The sequence below is a fragment of the Deltaproteobacteria bacterium genome, assembly GCA_020848905.1.
Classification (GTDB): Bacteria; Myxococcota_A; Polyangia.
Genome location: JADLHG010000025.1, coordinates 1 through 14,572 on the forward strand (window position 1 = coordinate 1; position 14,572 = coordinate 14,572).

A 14,572-nucleotide genomic window follows, 5' to 3' on the forward strand; every position below is an offset into this window, starting at 1 on the left:
CGAGGTGCGTGAACGGGCCGAGGATGTTCGCGCGGTGTCCGGGGCTCGTCATCCACGACTTCATCACCTGCGCGGGGGTGGGCTGGCCGAGGGCGATGTTTTCTCCGGCTCCGACGTAGGTCGCGCCAGCTGCCTTCAGCCGGCTCGCGGGCGTGGAGCCGTCCGGGCCCGTGTGGGAAAAAAAGTTCTCATCGCACATCTGCTGGCTGTAGGCGCGTGCGGCCTTCCCGGCGGCGGCGTCGCAGGTCAGCGCCGAGAGGTTCTGCTTGGCCCGTTCTTCGTTGACCAGCTTCAGCACCTCCGTCTCGTAGGCATTCCCGCAGCTGCCGGGCGTGCTCGAGCTGGGCGGCGTCGACGGGGCGGGGGGCGGAGGGGCGCCGGGCGGCGTCGTCCCAGGCTCGCTCGGCGGCGGGTTCGGCTCCTCCACGGGGAGCGGGGGATCCACGAGCCGTCCGGAGTCCGCGTCTGACGCGGGCGGGGCCTCCTCCACCACGATGCGGCGGTTGCTCCGGTCACCCGACGTGACGGCGCCGACCTCGGGCTGGCTTCGTCGATTGGATGGGTCGATGCCGCGCGGGAAGCCGTCGCCGCAGCCCGCGTAGAGCAGGACGGCCAGCACAGGGCAGGCGGCTCGAGTCATGACCGTTACGGCACAGCAAGGGATAGGCCGCGGCGCGTGTAACCTTAAGCATATTGAATGTAACGCGTATTTAAGATACACCCCCGCACTGTGACAGCCGATGCTGTGGGTTCGCACCCCCAAGTGGGGGTGGTAGCACCCTCCCGTCGCGGCGGCGTGTAGACGGGCCGCCGCCAGGCGCAGAGCCGGTCACCTCGCAGGTCTGCCCTCCGAGAACCGACGCCCGCCTCCGGTCTAACCTATGGTCGTCGTTCGCCTATAGCCTGGCACCGGGCGTGCATCGGGCCACGCCGTCACAACTGCAAGGTGAAGCCACGATGTACCGCCGGGAGCGCCTGCTCGCCCTGTTCGTGCTGTCATGGGCCTGGGCTGGCTCGTCCGGCTGCGGTCCCGAGGCCGACCCTCCGACGGGGGACGCGACCCGTGCCGCCTCGGGTGCCGGCCTCGCTCCCCGCACCCTGGAGCTGGTCCTCCAGATCGAGGAGGACCCCGACCTGCTCGCGGCGATCAAGACGCGCTTCGAGGTGCGCCCCCGTCCCCTCGCCTTCGACCCGGCGCGCTTCCAGGAGGCCGTGACGGCAGCCTTCAGCAACCTCGAGGCGGAGCTGGGAGAGCCCGGCAGCGCGAAGGAGCGGACGACCGATTTCGCGCTGGCCATCACCGGCCACTCGAACGGGCCCGTCTTCTGGGGGGCCATGGGAGACTCCGCGCTTCTGGGCCAAAGGCCCGCGGCGGAGGAGATGATCGCCTGGAACTACCCCGTGGTGCTCGAAGAGGTGGCCCGCGGGTTCCCGCGCGTGGCGGAGCGCGTGCGGGCCGTCGTGCTCCTCGGCTGCAACGCCGGCCGGGAGATCTACCTCGACCAGTGGGGGGGCGTGGCCGCCCGACAGCGGCAGGTCTTTCCGAAGCTGATCGTGGCCGCCGGCTTCAACAACTCCGCGCCCCTCGGCGGACCCGCCGGACGCTTCTTCCGCGACGCGCTCTGGACCGTGCGCATGAACTACCGCGACGGCACGCCAGCGCAGGCGGCGCGCCTGCTGCGCGTGCTCGTGAACCAGGACTACCCCTACGGGGCCTACAAGATCTTCGACGCCGCCGGACAGGGGGTCTACGGGGCGAAGGCCGCCGTCCCCGCGCCGCAGCTGGCCTACGACCGGCGCCGCACCCTGATGCCCCAGTTCTGGAACTACTACCGCGGCCGCGGGGTCGAGTCGGACGTTCGCAAGCGCCCCTGGTATCCGTCCGCCTCGGACGGCGTGCTCCGCGACTTCTACCTCGCGGCGCACGACTACATCGACGCGCTGGCGAGCGTCGGGGCCGTGCCGTCGACGATGGACCTCTGGTACCGCGACGTGGGGCTCGCCGTGCGCCTCTTCAAGGAGATCCAGGAGAACTGGGTGCGAGACCACGAGGTCGACCTCGCGGCCTTGCGCCAGCGCTACCCGCTGCTACCGACGTCGGTGCGCCTCGGCAGCATGCGTCGCTCCGAGCTCCTGGCGGCGCTGAAGAGCCTGCCGGCCAGCCAGACGCTCCCCGCGCCCGACGCGCTCGACCGTTTCGCCGACGATCTGGTTTGCCAGCTCGTGCGGCTGGACCCGAAGTGCTTGCCCCCGAACTACATCCACGCCCCGGACGCCCCCCACTGAGCCTGGTCCGCTTCGCCGCGGGCCATCCCCCTCCTCGCCGGCCGCTCCGGCGTGACTAGTTCCCCGCGCTGACCTGCGTGCCACCGTTCTTCTTGCGGTACTTCCTGAGGTCGCCGTCGATCTTCCACCGCACCAGCCAGGGGAAGTGGCGGTAGAGGAAGTAGGTCATCTTGTTGTCGAAGCCCGGAAGGATGTGGTACTTGCCGGCCGCCATGCCGTCGAGGAGCTCCTTCGCCACGGCCTCGGCGCTCATGACCTTCACGTTGCCCGCGATGGCCTTCGTCTCGGCCGGCTTGAAGCGGTTCTCCTCGGCGAGCTGGGGGGTGTCCGTATCCGGCGGGAAGAGGACCGAGACCCCCACCCCGTACGGGAGCAGATCCTGCCTCAGGCAGTCCGAGAAACCCACGATGGCGAACTTGCTCGCGGCGTAGGCGCTGTAGCCGAAGATCCCCATGTAGCCGAGGAGCGAGGCCACGTTGGCGATGTGGCCGCTTCGCTGCTCCATGAAGGTGGGGAGGAAGGCGCGCGTGACCCAGACCGGGCCGAAGTAGTTCACGCGCATCATCGTCTCGTAGACCTCGGGTGAGACGTCCTGCACGTAGCCCGGGTGCGCCTGCCCCGCGTTGTTGATCAGGATGTCGAGTCCGCCGAGCCGCCGCTTGACCTCGGTTGCCGCCCGCTCGACCGACGCGAGGTCCGCCACGTCGAGCGTGACCGTGCCGAAGGTCTGTCCCCCCGGCGTTGGAACCGCGTTCAGCTCCTCGAGCGCCTCGTGCAGGCGCTGTTCGCCCCGGGCGCCGATGATGACGTTCGCCCCCGCCTGCGCGAGGAGTTTTGCCGTGGCCTTGCCTATGCCGCTCGACCCGCCCGTGATGAAGACCCGCTTTCCTCGGTACCAATCCATGCCGCACCGTCCTTTGAGCAGAGCTGTGAGGTACCGGGCTAGCACGGAAGGGCGGAGCTGGGCAATGACGGCGCGGGGAGCTCCACGCGGAAGGTCGTACCGTGCCCGGCCTCGCTCTCGGCCACGATGGTGCCGCCGGCCTGGGTCACGACCTGGTGCACGATGGCGAGCCCGAGGCCCATCCCCTTCCCCGGCGCCTTGGTGGTGAAGAAGGGGGTGAAGATGCGCGTGAGGAGCTCGCGCGGGATCCCCGGCCCGTCGTCGCTCACTTCGAGCACCACGCGCTCGCCGGCGCGTCGCGTGCGCACGACGACCTTGCCCCCGTCGCCGACCGCGTCGAGGGCGTTCTGGGTGAGGTTGCGAATGACCTGGTGCATCTCCTCCGGGACGCAGCGCACCGTCGCCTCGGGGCACGCGAGCTCGACGGCGAGCTCGACGTGGCGCGCGTCGCGTGGCGCCACGAGCTTGACCACGTCGCGGACCGCCGCATCGAGGGAGATATCGGTGGGCTCGTTCGGGTAGCCTTCGCGGGCGTACCGCCGGACGAGCGCCACGACCTGTTCGATGCGTTCGATGCCGCGCTCGACGCTGGTGCGCATGCGCTCCGCGCTCGAGCGGGCCTTCGCCACGCGCTGCTGCCGCTCCTCGTCGGAGAGTCCCTCCTTCTTCAGCGCCTCGTCGATGCGCTTCAGGGCCTCGTCGATGACGAAGTAGCCCCCCTTGATGTACGAGAGCGGGTTGTGGATCTCGTGGGCCAGCCCGGCGCTTACGATCTCGAGGCTCTTCGTCTGCGCCTGGAGCACGGTGGCCGCCTCGCGTCCGCGACGCGCGAGGAGCTTGCGCACCGTGGCGCGGAGCTCCTCGGGGCTGAAGGGCTTGGCCAGGTAGACGTCCGCCCCGGCCTCGTGCGCCTGGAGGCGGTCCTCGAGCTGGTTCTTGGCCGTGAGCATCACCACCGGGGTGGCGGCCATCTCCTTCTCGCTGCGGAGCGCGGCGATCATCGAGCGTCCGTCCATCTCGGGCATCATGAAGTCGGTGACGATCACGTCCGGGCGTTCGCGGCGCGCGAGCTCGAGGCCCTGCTTGCCGTCCTGCGCCAGGTAGACCGCGTGCTCTCCCTGGAGCTGCAGGTGCAAAAAGCGCAGCACCTCCACGTTGTCCTCGACCACGAGGACCTTGGTCGCCCTGGGCTCGTCTCCGCGGTCGCGCACGATCCGCCGCTCGGTGGCCTCCTCGAGCTGCAGGAAGCGGTAGTCCTTTCGCTCCTGGAGCTGCAGCGTCCACTCGAGCGGTTCGCGGTCCTCGCGGCGCCGCGTGCTGTCGGTCGGCGTGTTGCGGCGTCGTCGGTCGATGGCCTGCGGCGGGATGTGAGCCGTCCCGGGCTTGAGGCAGAGGGTGAAGGTGCTCCCCCGTCCGACCTCGCTCTCCACGTCGATCCGACCGCCGTGGAGCACGGCGATCTCGCGCGCGAAGGCGAGGCCGATCCCGGAGCCGCCGTAGCGCCGCGTGACCGACCCGTCGGCCTGGGCGAAGCGCTCGAAGATCGCCTCGCGCTTGTCCTCGGGGATGCCGACGCCGGTGTCGCTCACGGCGAGGTGGATCTCGTCGCTTGACTCGGCGAGGCGGATCGTGACTTTGCCCCCCGTGCCCGTGAACTTGAGCGCGTTCGAGACGAGGTTCACCACCACGCGCTCCATCTTCTCCTGGTCGACGTGCAGGTCCTCCGGCTTGGCCTCGAGCGCGAGCGCGAGCTCGATCCCCTTGCGCTGGGCCAGGGGACGCGCGTACTCGACCGTCTCCGAGAGGAGCGCGTGTAGGTCGGTCCGGTCGAGCCGTAGGCGCATGAAGCGCTCCTCGATCTTCGCCAGGTCGAGGAGGTCGTTGATCAGCTTCAGCAGCTTCAGCGCGTTGCGCTTGACGGTCTCCAGGTAGCTCCGCTGCGTGGGGTCGAAGGTCCCGAGGTCTCCGTCGAGCATGCTCTCCACCGGGGAGAGGATCATGGTCAGCGGGGTGCGCAGCTCGTGCGTCACGTTCGAGAAGAACTGGCTCTTGAGGCGGTCGAGGTCGGTGAGGCGTCCGAGGGCCTGCTCCAGCGAGCCCTTGGTCTTCTCCAGGCTCTGGCGGTTGGCGAACTCGCGCAGCTCGAGCCCGTAGCGCACCTGGAGCGAGGCCATGGTGATGACCATCGTGCTGAGCAGGAAGAACTGGTTGCCGAGCGCCACGCTGAACTGCGAGACGTGCAGCCGCCCGACGAGGACCGGGGCCATGTAGAAGCCGTAGAGGAGCAGGTTGAACAGCCCGTGCAGCCGCCAGTTCCAGGTGAAGAAGAAGCCGACGCCGATGATGACGAGGATCATCCCCGCGTAGTAGGGCGACTCGTAGCCCTGGTGCAGCCAGCACATCATGGCGATGGACCAGCCGAGGAGCAGGGTGAGCGTGAAGCCGAGCAGGTTGACGTGTCGCTCGACCCAGGCGCGGTGCGTCCCGACGGCCACGAGCAGCGCGATGGCGTACACGCTGCTGGCGCCGCGTAGAAAGAGCGTGCGGTAGACGTGCTGGGGGATGACGAACCAGTCGAGGAGCCAGAAGAGCGGCACGAGCAGGGCCACCAGGAGGGCGACCCACCGGAGAGAAGCGGCGTTCTTGCGGCGGACGACCTGGAGGAAGAGCGCGAGGTCCGCGACCTCGGTCATGGCTTCCGGATGAGCAACATGTAGTAGCCCCCGGAGGGCTCGGGGATGACCTTCACCTCGGCCGGGTCGGGGATCTTCTTGGCCAGCTCGAGCATGTCGGACTCGCTGCGGTAGACCAGCGTCCAGTCGAGGACGTACTCGGTGGTCCAGGCGTGGAAGTTCGGGCCGAGCGCGTTGCCGATGGTCAGGAGCCCGCCCGGGACGAGCTTTTCGTAGAGGTTCCGGATGAGGAACTGGGCGCGGCGCTCGGTGAGGTAGTCGAAGAGGCCGACCGAGTAGATGAGGTGCTGCGGCTCGTCGGCCAGCATGGAGTGCGGGTCGGTGAGGAACTGCACGAACGACATGAACATGCAGCGCAGCGTGCCGGGCGCGCTGGCGCCGGCGATCTCGCGATAGATGTCGTGGTAGGCGAGGGAGAGCGCCTCCTCCTCCTGGTCGATGAGCGTCCAGTGGATGTGCTTGGGCCAGACGCCGCGCGCGGTGACGAACTCCAGCACCTCGCGCGCCGGTCCCGCCCCGAGGCTGCTCACGCGGAAGGTGTCCTCGGAGGAGCGGGTGGCGAGGAAGCGCTCGTGCTCCTCCTCGTGGATCTTGAGCATCACGTCCTTGCGGGTGCGCACGCCGGCGGCGAGCGGCTCCTCGCAGGAGAGCTTGTTCATCACCTTGTCGAAGGCGTTGGCCCCCTCGAGCCCGTTGCGGTAGATGTACATCATCGTTTGGTAGTCGCCGGGGTAGCCGAGCGGCTTGCTATAGGCGCGATGGAGCACCGGCACGCCCATGAGCAGCGGCGTGATCATGGCCTCGGTGTACTCCTTCATCGCCTTGCGCACCTCGGGGTCACCGAAGTGCGGGTAGGCGATCTTCGCCGCCGAGCGCGTGAACTCGTTCCACGGGCCGCGGATCGCGCGCAGAGCCTTGCGGATCATCTGCTCGATGCCGAGCTGGCCGCCTTCGCCGAGCTCGGCGTAGCGCTCCTCGTGATGCACCAGGCACCGCCGGTAGTACTGGAGGAAGTGCACGGCGTGCTCGACCGCGTCGCGATAGGCGGGGGGGACGTGCTTGCGCACCAGGTCGGGACCGTCGGACAGGTCCTTCTTGAGCTTCTGCTCCTCGTTCTTGCGCTGGATGTCCGGCAGGTCGAGGAAGCCCTTCACGAGCTGCAGGCCGACGAGCAGGCGCCGCGGCGTGCGCTCCGTGCGGGCCACGCGCGCCGGTCCGCGGTAGGCCGGCAGGTCGTGCACGAGCACGGTGATCTCGGGCACCGCGTCGATGACCCAGTCCGTCGAGTCCTTCGGCGCGAAGAAGGAGAGCCCGTTCATCGACAGGTCGCGGAGCGTGTACTCCTCGCCGCCGATGATCAGCTTGGCGGCGTTGTAGCTGAGGAGTTCTTTGACCAGGACGCGCTGGGCGCGGAAATTCACCGCGCGCCCCAGCCCGCCCACGAGTTCTTCGTAGGAGCGAACCATCCCTGCTTCCCTCGATGAGGTCGAACCTCGGGCTCTTAAGTAACCAGCGGCAGCCGTATACGGAAGCAAGTCCCCCGTCCAGGAGCGCTCTCGCACTCCATACTGCCGCCGTGACGTTCCACCGTGGCCTTGCTCACCTTCAACCCGAGCCCCAGTCCGTCCCCCGCACGCGTGGTGAAGAAAGGCGTAAACAGTTTCTGTCGCACCTCGTCAGTCATACCACAGCCGGCGTCCTCGACGGCAATCTCTACCGTACGGTCCTGACGCGCGGTGCGGATGGCGACGCGGTCCCCCGGCCGGGTGGCCTGAAAGGCGTTGCGCAGCAGGTTCAGCAGAACCTGTACGATGCGATACCGGTCCAGGGGGAGAGATCCCGCCCCGCCCAGGTGGACCTCGACCTTGCGCTCCCGGGCCAGGGGGTCGAAGCGCGCGAGCTCCACGGTGCGCGCCACGAGCTGGTCCACGTCCACGGCGACGGGAGCGAACGACTCGGGCCGCCCCTCGGCGAAGGCGAGCAGATCCCCGAGCATCACCTCGAGGGCGTGGACGCCGTCGGTGGCGTGCCCCATGAGCGTGGAGAGGTCCGGGTCCGCGGGCTGCGCCGCGGCCAGCCGCTCGACGTGGCTGAGCTGCGCCAGGCTGCCCCCGAGGCGGCCCATGAGCGTCCCGGTGATCCGGCCGATCGTGGAGAGTCGCTCGGCCTGCAGCAGGCGGTCCTGGGTCTGCTTGAGCTGGGTCAGCGCCGACTGCAGCCGCCGCGTCTCGCCGCGGTATTCCTCGACGGCGCAAGCCAGCGCGTAGTCGGTCTGCTCGGCCTGGTAGGCCTTGCGGATCGCGTCGGCCACGAAGGAGATGGGGGCGCGGTCGGGCACGAGCCGGAAGACGCGCCAGGTGTTGATCGCCTCGAGGAGCACGTCCTTGTCGCGATTACCGCCGTAGACCACCGGACGGCCGGGCCGGGCCATCTCGAGGAGGCGCAGGAGGCGCATGCGATGGGGGCCGCCGAAATCCTGCGGGGTGAGCAGCAGGACGGCGGGGCCACGCAGGCTGTCGTCCAGGTCCGACGGTACGGCGTGGAGCTCGGCGCCGAGGCCGAGGTCCTGGGCCAGGCTGCTCCCGACGGCGTCACGCGCGGCGGGGGCCATCCAGAGGCGCAGCGGCACCGGGTAGCGGGAGACGAATTCGGCGAGCGGGGTGTCTTCCGTGAGCTCCATCAGGACCTCCCGTGGGGGGACGCGCGGCCCAGCCACAGGCGAGCTACCGTGCCCCGGCCCGGGGTACTCTGCAGCTCCACCCGCCCCCCATGGGCTTCGGCGACGAGGTTCGCGATGGGAAGCCCCAGCCCGAGTCCGGGCGGAGTCAGCCCGCTCACGAACGGCTCCATCACGCGATCTTTGAGGCCCGGGTCGACGCCGCGCCCCTCGTCGTGAATCTCGAAACAGATCCCTCCCTGCGGCGGCTCGGTGACCTTGAGGTGGATCGGTGCGGCGGCGCCCACGTGGGCCTGCGCGGCGTTCCGCAGCAGCGCGAGGAGCGCCTGCTCGGTAGCGCTCAGGTCCACTTCGACGGAGGCCGGCGCGCCCTGCATCTCGAGCCGCACGTCCTTGCCGCGGCCGAGCTCCTCCATGGCGAAGAGCCCGAGGGCGTCGTTGCAGATGGTCTTCACCGAGACGGGCTGGCGCTGAATCGGCGTCTGTCCGGCGCGCGCGAAGGCGTTGATGTGGTGCAGGAGCTCGAGGAGCGCGTTGATGGCGGCCCACGATTTGTGCGCCGAGTCCACGAGCTCCGGGTTCTCGGTGCGATCCTGCACGGTCTGCAGGATGAGGGACATGATCGTGAGCTGGTTGCGCAGGTCGTGCGCCACTCCGGCGGTGATGCGGCCGAGCGTCGAGAGGCGTTCGGCGCGGACGAGCTGTTCCTGCGCGTGGCGGAGCTCGCGGTGGGTCTCGCGCAGCGACTCGTTGCGCCCCTCCAGCGCCTGCACGAGCAGTGCGAGCGCGGTCGAGGTGGCCTTGAGCTCCATGGCGTCGGCTACCACGGCGCGAATCTCGTTCGGGTCGAAGGGCTTGAGGAGAAAGCGGTAGACCTCGCCGCTGTTGATCGCGTCGAGCATCGGCTCGATGTCGCTGAAGCCCGTGAGGACGATGCGCACGATCGTCGGGTGGCTCTCCGCGATGCGCGACAGGAGCTCGACGCCCAGCATGCCCGGCATGCGCTGGTCGGCGATGACCACGTCCACTCCGCCGACGGCGTCGAGCATGGCCAGGGCCTCGGCTCCGCTCTCGGCGGCGAAGACCTCCCAGCGCTCCTCGAGGAGTGCGGTGAGCACCTCCAGGATCTCCCGTTCGTCGTCGACGATCATTACGCGCCGCACAGGGAGCTCGTGCAGATCCAGCTCCCGCAGCGCGTCCTTCAGAGATACGGACGCCATTGGTCGGATGATACTCGCAAGGTTTCGGGCCGCGCCACAAAACGGCGAGGATTTCGCGTGGGGTGGCGACTCCAGTCCCCCCGCGCCGCGCCTCGGCTGGGTGGGCTGCGGCGGCACGGTTGGCAAGGCGGCGGGGCCGGGGCGCGTATCACCCGCTCGGGAGGTAGGGTGATGGTCCGCTCCGGAGCACGGTGGCGAGTGACTCGGGCTCTGATCCTGGCCGCTCTGGTCACGGGCGTGGCGCCGGTGGCTGCGGCGGACCCGTGGGCGGTGCGTCACGACGGGGAGGCGCGGGGACGACGGCTGCTGGAGGCGCTCTTCAAGGCCCCCGACAGCGACGAGGGCCTGCAGGCTCTCGTGGACGAAGTGGGTCTAGACCGGGCGACGCGCTGGGCCGCCGAGCGAGGCCGGGCGCTGCGGAGCTGGCAGGCCGCGTTCGTGGAAGGACGTCTCTGGGCGCGACGCGGGCGGGAGGCAGCCGCGCTGGCCGCGTTTCGTCGGGCGCTCGCGGCCGGGCGGACGGCGCCGTCGCTGCTCGGCTGGGTCGGAGAGGAGCTCGTACACCTCGGCCGCGAGAAGGAGGCGCTGGCGCTGCTCAGAGATCTGCCGCGGCGTCCGAGCAAGGACGCGGCCGCCCTCGAGCTCGTGGTGCGACTGGCCTTGGCCCGGCGGGACCTCAAGCTGGCGGTGGCGGGCCAGCGGCGGCTCGTGGAGTTCGCCCCGCGGGAGGTGCAGCCCCGGCTCCACCTCGCGCGCCTGCTCGAGGCGGCGGGGACGATCGACGAGGCGGTGACCGAGCTCGAGGGGGCGTTGAAGGTGGTGGGGCGAGACGGGGCGCTCCGGTGTCAGGTGCTGCGCGACCTCGGGGGGATCGAGGAGCAGCTCGAGCGTTTCGACGAGGCGGTGCGGCACTACGAGGAGGCCCTGCGGTACGCCACGGCCGGGGAGTGGGCCCACCGTGAGCTCGAACAGCGCATCCTCAAGAACTACGAGCGGCGTGGGGCGTTCGTTGAGCTCTCGCGGGCGGCGCTGCGCATGCTGAAGGGCAATCCGAAGAACCTCGCGGCGCTGCAGGTGCTCGCGCGCCGGAGCGTCGAGGAGGGGAAGCTCGAGCCGGCGGCTGGCTACTACCTTCGGTACCTCGCGCAGGCGCCCGGCGACGGGCTGGCGCGGTCGAGGCTCATGCTCCTGCTCGTGCGGCTCGGAAGGCCGAGCGAGGCTGCGGCCCAGGCGCTCGAACTCGCGCGACGAGAGCCGTCGGAGCCGCGGCACCTCCTCGAGCACGCGGCGCTGCTGGTGGCGGCGGGGCAGCTCGCCAGGGCGCAGCGGGCGCTGCGCGACGGGCTGGCGCGGTATCGCAAGGACGGCGACGCGCTCGAGCTCCTCGCCGCGGCGCTCGAGCAGCACGGGGACGGTGCGGGGGCGAAGCTCGCCTACGCGGCGCTGCTCAAGCTCGACGACCCCTCCGGCCGGTACCGCCAGCGCGTCACGCGCCAGCTCTTTCGCGCCGGTCGACGCAAGGAGGCCCTCGCGCTCTGGCGGGAGCATCTGGGAGCGGGAGCTGGCCGGGTGGCCTATGAGGAGTGGGTCGAGTGGGTGCTCACCGTAGGCGCCTGGCTCGACGGGGAGACGCGGCCCGCGGTGCTCGCGATCACCGAGGCGGGTCTGCGCCGCCATCCGGGGCACGCCGGGCTGCACGGTCTCAAGCGCAGGATCTCCGCCGCGCTGCGGTAAGTCAGGGCGCGACCCGGAACGAGCGGGGCCCACGCCCGCTGGCTGCGGAGCTCGGTCAGGTGGCGGGCCGACTGGCCGGTGCCTCTTCCCTTCCCCGTGGAATTCGTCGATAAAGGCGGACACGCGGGGGAGCCCCCGCTTGGCCCAGAACTTGAAGAGCTTGGCAGAAGGAGGTGCTTATGCTGCGTAGAACTGGTTCGATCATTCTGGCTGCGGTGCTTGCGGCGGGCTGCAGCAGCAGCCCGACCAAGACGGATAGCTCCACGGTCACGGCCGACGCGGGTGTCGCCGATAGCGCGGTGTCGGACGTCGGCTCGACCGCAGACCTGGGGCCCAAGGCCGACAGCAAGCCCAAGGCCGACGCGCGCCCCGTCGCGGACTTCGGCACGCCGCCCCCCGTGGCGCTCGAGACGGTGGTCAACACGCTCATCGTGCCGTCCTCCTCGCCCGACGTGCAGAAGTACGGGCTGGACCTGGACGGTAACGGCACCAAGGACAACGCCGTCGGGGCGATCTTCGCGACTATCGGCGGGCTCGTGACGGAGCTCGATCCGAAGACCATCATCGACGCGAAGCTCAAAGACGGCACGATGATCATGCTCTTCCGCGTGCTGGCCGACGCGCTCAACGCCTCCCCGAAGGCGGCGGTCTACTCCTTCCAGGGCAAGGACCAGGACGGTAACGCGGCGGACAACTACTCGGGGTCGGAGGAGTTCCTGATCGACCCGGTGACCGCGAGCAATCCCATGCTGCGGGGCAGCATCTCGGCGAGCAAGCTCGACGTCGGGCCGAGCACGATGAAGATCCCGCTGCCGATCTCCAAGGGCGCGCCTCCGATCGTCGAGGTACGGCTCGCGCGCATCGAGGGGAAGGTCTCCGCGACCGGCATCGTCGACGGAGTGATCGGTGGGGCCATCCCGAAGTCCGAGATCACGGCCAAGGTGCTTCCGGCGGTCGCGTCGATCATCGACGACGTCTACAAGAACTCCAAGGACGCGAACACGAAGAGCCAGCTCGGGAGCATGTTCGACACGAATAACGACAAGACGATCGACGCCAACGAGTTCTCGACGAACCCGCTGGTGACGACCTTCTTCGTGCCGGACATCGACACCGACGGCGACAACACGCCGGACGCCATCTCGATCGGCCTCGGGTTTACCGCCGTGACCTGCAAAATAAAGTAGCGGGTCTCTCGCCCCAGCTGCACCCTCGCCGCGTGGTAGAGTCTTCACCACGGAGCGAAGGGACGCATGAGAGCCATCATCATCGGAGCGGGGCGCGGTCGGCGCCTCATGCCCTATACGGCAGATATGCCGAAGTGCTATGCCGCTGTGGGCGGGCGGCGACTGCTCGATTGGGGCCTGGAGGCGCTGGAGGCCGGCGGCCTCGAGCGCGTGGTCTTCATCGGCGGCTATTGCATCGACCAGGTGCAGCGGGACTATCCGCACTTCACCTTCTGTCACAACGACGACTGGCCCAACAACAACATCATGCGCTCCCTGATGTACGCCGAGGAGCACATGGATGACGGCTTCGTCTGCAGCTATGCGGATATTCTGTACCGGCCGGAGATCGTCGAGCGGCTGGTGCAGAGCCCCTATCCGATCACGCTGGTCTGCGACACGGCCTGGCGCCGGCGCTACGAGGGGCGGACGGAGCACCCCGAGCACGACGCCGAGAAGATGACCGCCGACGAGGAGCGGGTGGTACGCCTCGGCCGGACGATCCCGAGCGAGCACGCGCGCGGCGAGTACATCGGCGTGGCGCGCTTCACCGCCGAGGGGGCGGCGCTTCTCAAGGAGCACTATCGCCGGGCGAGCGAGCGCTACGGCGAGGGCCCGTTTCAGGGGGCGGCGAGCTTCCGCAAGGCGTACCTCATCGATCTGCTGCAGGAGATGCTCGACGCGGGGGTGGCGATGCACCTGCTCGAGACCGCGGGAGGCTACATGGAGATCGACACCACCCAGGACTACCACCTCGCCTGCACCGAGTGGGGGCGGCCATGAGCGCGCCGCTCTTTCGCGCGTCGATCGTGGGGAGCATGCCGCGCTCCCAGTTCGTGCGCGACCTGCTCGACCCGGAGCGTGCGCCGAAGGACCCCGTGGCGCTGCGGCAGGCCCTCGACGCGGCGGTGGACTATGTCGTGGCGCTGCAGGAGATGGCCGGCCTGGACGTGATCTCCGACGGTGAGTACCGCCGGCGTTCGTACATCGGGATCATCGCCGACGTGTGCGACGGCTTTCTGCTCGAACGCCGCGATGGCGTCTGGTGGCACACGGTCGTGGCGCCGCTCAAGGTCGTGCGGCCCGGGCTGGCGGCGGCGGAGGCGCGCTACCTGCGGGCGCGCACCCGGCGGCAGATCAAGGTGGCGCTGCCGTCGCCGTACCTCCTCGGGCAGCGCATGTGGGACGAGGCGCGCTCGCGCGAGGCCTACCCGACGCGCGAGGCCTTCATGGAGGCGCTGGTGCCCATCCTGCGCGACGAGCTCGTGGCGCTCAGGGACGCGGGGGCAGACATCGTCCAGCTCGACGACCCGCACCTCTGTCTGTTCGTCGACGCGAGCGTGAGGGCCCGCTATCCCGACCCGGATCGGGAGGTGGACCTCTGCGTCGAGCTGGTGAACGGCGTCCTCGGCGGAGTGACGGGAGTGACGCGGGCGATCCACCTCTGTCGGCGCAACAAGGGGCGCGCGGGGTGGGTCGGCAGCGGGGGCTACGACCCGATCCTGCCCGCGCTGAAGCGGCTCGAGGTGGAGCAGTACGTGCTCGAGTTCACGATCCCCGTGGCCGGGGACCTCTCCGTTCTGCGCGAGCTCCCCGAGGATCGCCAGGTTGGGCTCGGCTGCGTCGATTGTCGCGGCGCCGTAGTGGACAGCGTGGAGCAGATCGTCGCGCGCGTGGAGCAGGCGCTCGCGCACCTGCGGCCGGAGCAGGTGGTGCTCAACCCGGATTGCGGCTTCGCGCCCGGGAACGCGGCCGAGATCCCCATCGACGAGGCGTACGCGAAGCTGCAGCACGAGGCGCGCGCCGCGGCCCTGCTGCGGGAGCGGCACGGC

Annotated in this window: 11 protein-coding genes; 5 read left to right on the forward strand and 6 right to left on the reverse strand. The window is 69.7% G+C overall.

Features of this window, described 5'->3' with window-relative positions; all coding sequences use genetic code 11:
• On the reverse strand, window positions 1-640 hold a 640-nt coding region (locus IT371_10115), incomplete at its 3' end, for a hypothetical protein (protein ID MCC6748002.1).
• A gap of 317 nt (window positions 641-957) precedes the next feature.
• On the opposite strand from IT371_10115, the gene IT371_10120 reads away from it, so the two are divergent.
• The gene (locus IT371_10120) at window positions 958-2,286 is read left to right on the forward strand and encodes a hypothetical protein (protein MCC6748003.1); all 1,329 of its coding nucleotides are present in this window, start codon (window positions 958-960) and stop codon (window positions 2,284-2,286) included.
• A gap of 55 nt (window positions 2,287-2,341) precedes the next feature.
• On the opposite strand, the gene IT371_10125 is transcribed toward IT371_10120, so the two are convergent.
• The 5 genes from IT371_10125 to IT371_10145 are packed head-to-tail and all read right to left on the reverse strand — an operon-like array spanning window position 2,342 to window position 9,780.
• Window positions 2,342-3,190: an SDR family oxidoreductase gene (locus IT371_10125; GenBank protein MCC6748004.1), complete on the reverse strand. Its 849-nt coding sequence runs from the start codon at window positions 3,188-3,190 to the stop codon at window positions 2,342-2,344.
• Window positions 3,191-3,228: 38 nt separating this feature from the next.
• Window positions 3,229-5,883, reverse strand: coding sequence for a response regulator (locus IT371_10130; GenBank protein ID MCC6748005.1), 2,655 nt, complete (start codon window positions 5,881-5,883; stop codon window positions 3,229-3,231).
• On the reverse strand, window positions 5,880-7,349 hold the full coding sequence (locus IT371_10135) for a hypothetical protein (protein ID MCC6748006.1): 1,470 nt from the start codon (window positions 7,347-7,349) through the stop codon (window positions 5,880-5,882). The genes IT371_10130 and IT371_10135 overlap by 4 nt, the downstream gene beginning before the upstream one ends.
• Window positions 7,350-7,384: 35 nt before the next feature.
• Complete coding sequence (locus IT371_10140) at window positions 7,385-8,563, reverse strand: hypothetical protein (GenBank protein MCC6748007.1); 1,179 nt, start codon at window positions 8,561-8,563, stop codon at window positions 7,385-7,387.
• Window positions 8,563-9,780, reverse strand: coding sequence for a response regulator (locus IT371_10145; protein ID MCC6748008.1), 1,218 nt, complete (start codon window positions 9,778-9,780; stop codon window positions 8,563-8,565). Before IT371_10145 ends, IT371_10140 begins: the two co-directional genes overlap by 1 nt.
• Window positions 9,781-9,978: 198 nt before the next feature.
• Between IT371_10145 and IT371_10150 the strand changes: the two genes are divergently transcribed.
• The 4 genes from IT371_10150 to IT371_10165 all read left to right on the forward strand — a co-directional run.
• The gene (locus IT371_10150; protein MCC6748009.1) at window positions 9,979-11,514 is read left to right on the forward strand and encodes a tetratricopeptide repeat protein; all 1,536 of its coding nucleotides are present in this window, start codon (window positions 9,979-9,981) and stop codon (window positions 11,512-11,514) included.
• Window positions 11,515-11,693: 179 nt separating this feature from the next.
• Window positions 11,694-12,701, forward strand: coding sequence for a hypothetical protein (locus IT371_10155; GenBank protein MCC6748010.1), 1,008 nt, complete (start codon window positions 11,694-11,696; stop codon window positions 12,699-12,701).
• A 66-nt stretch (window positions 12,702-12,767) separates the two neighbouring features.
• Entirely contained in the window at window positions 12,768-13,523 is a 756-nt protein-coding gene (locus tag IT371_10160; GenBank protein ID MCC6748011.1) for a phosphocholine cytidylyltransferase family protein, read from the forward strand.
• Window positions 13,520-14,572: cobalamin-independent methionine synthase II family protein (locus tag IT371_10165; protein MCC6748012.1), on the forward strand; the 1,053-nt coding region annotated here is incomplete at its 3' end. The genes IT371_10160 and IT371_10165, both read left to right, overlap by 4 nt.

Excerpts from the sequence above, each read along its gene's own strand:
- IT371_10140 (MCC6748007.1), bottom strand. The coding sequence starts at position 8,563 with ATGGAGCTCACGGAAGACACCCCGCTCGCCGAATTCGTCTCCCGCTAC.
- IT371_10125 (MCC6748004.1), bottom strand. The coding sequence starts at position 3,190 with ATGGATTGGTACCGAGGAAAGCGGGTCTTCATCACGGGCGGGTCGAGC.
- IT371_10130 (MCC6748005.1), bottom strand. The coding sequence starts at position 5,883 with ATGACCGAGGTCGCGGACCTCGCGCTCTTCCTCCAGGTCGTCCGCCGC.
- IT371_10145 (MCC6748008.1), bottom strand. The coding sequence starts at position 9,780 with ATGGCGTCCGTATCTCTGAAGGACGCGCTGCGGGAGCTGGATCTGCAC.
- IT371_10120 (MCC6748003.1), top strand. The coding sequence starts at position 958 with ATGTACCGCCGGGAGCGCCTGCTCGCCCTGTTCGTGCTGTCATGGGCC.
- IT371_10135 (MCC6748006.1), bottom strand. The coding sequence starts at position 7,349 with ATGGTTCGCTCCTACGAAGAACTCGTGGGCGGGCTGGGGCGCGCGGTG.
- IT371_10155 (MCC6748010.1), top strand. The coding sequence starts at position 11,694 with ATGCTGCGTAGAACTGGTTCGATCATTCTGGCTGCGGTGCTTGCGGCG.
- IT371_10160 (MCC6748011.1), top strand. The coding sequence starts at position 12,768 with ATGAGAGCCATCATCATCGGAGCGGGGCGCGGTCGGCGCCTCATGCCC.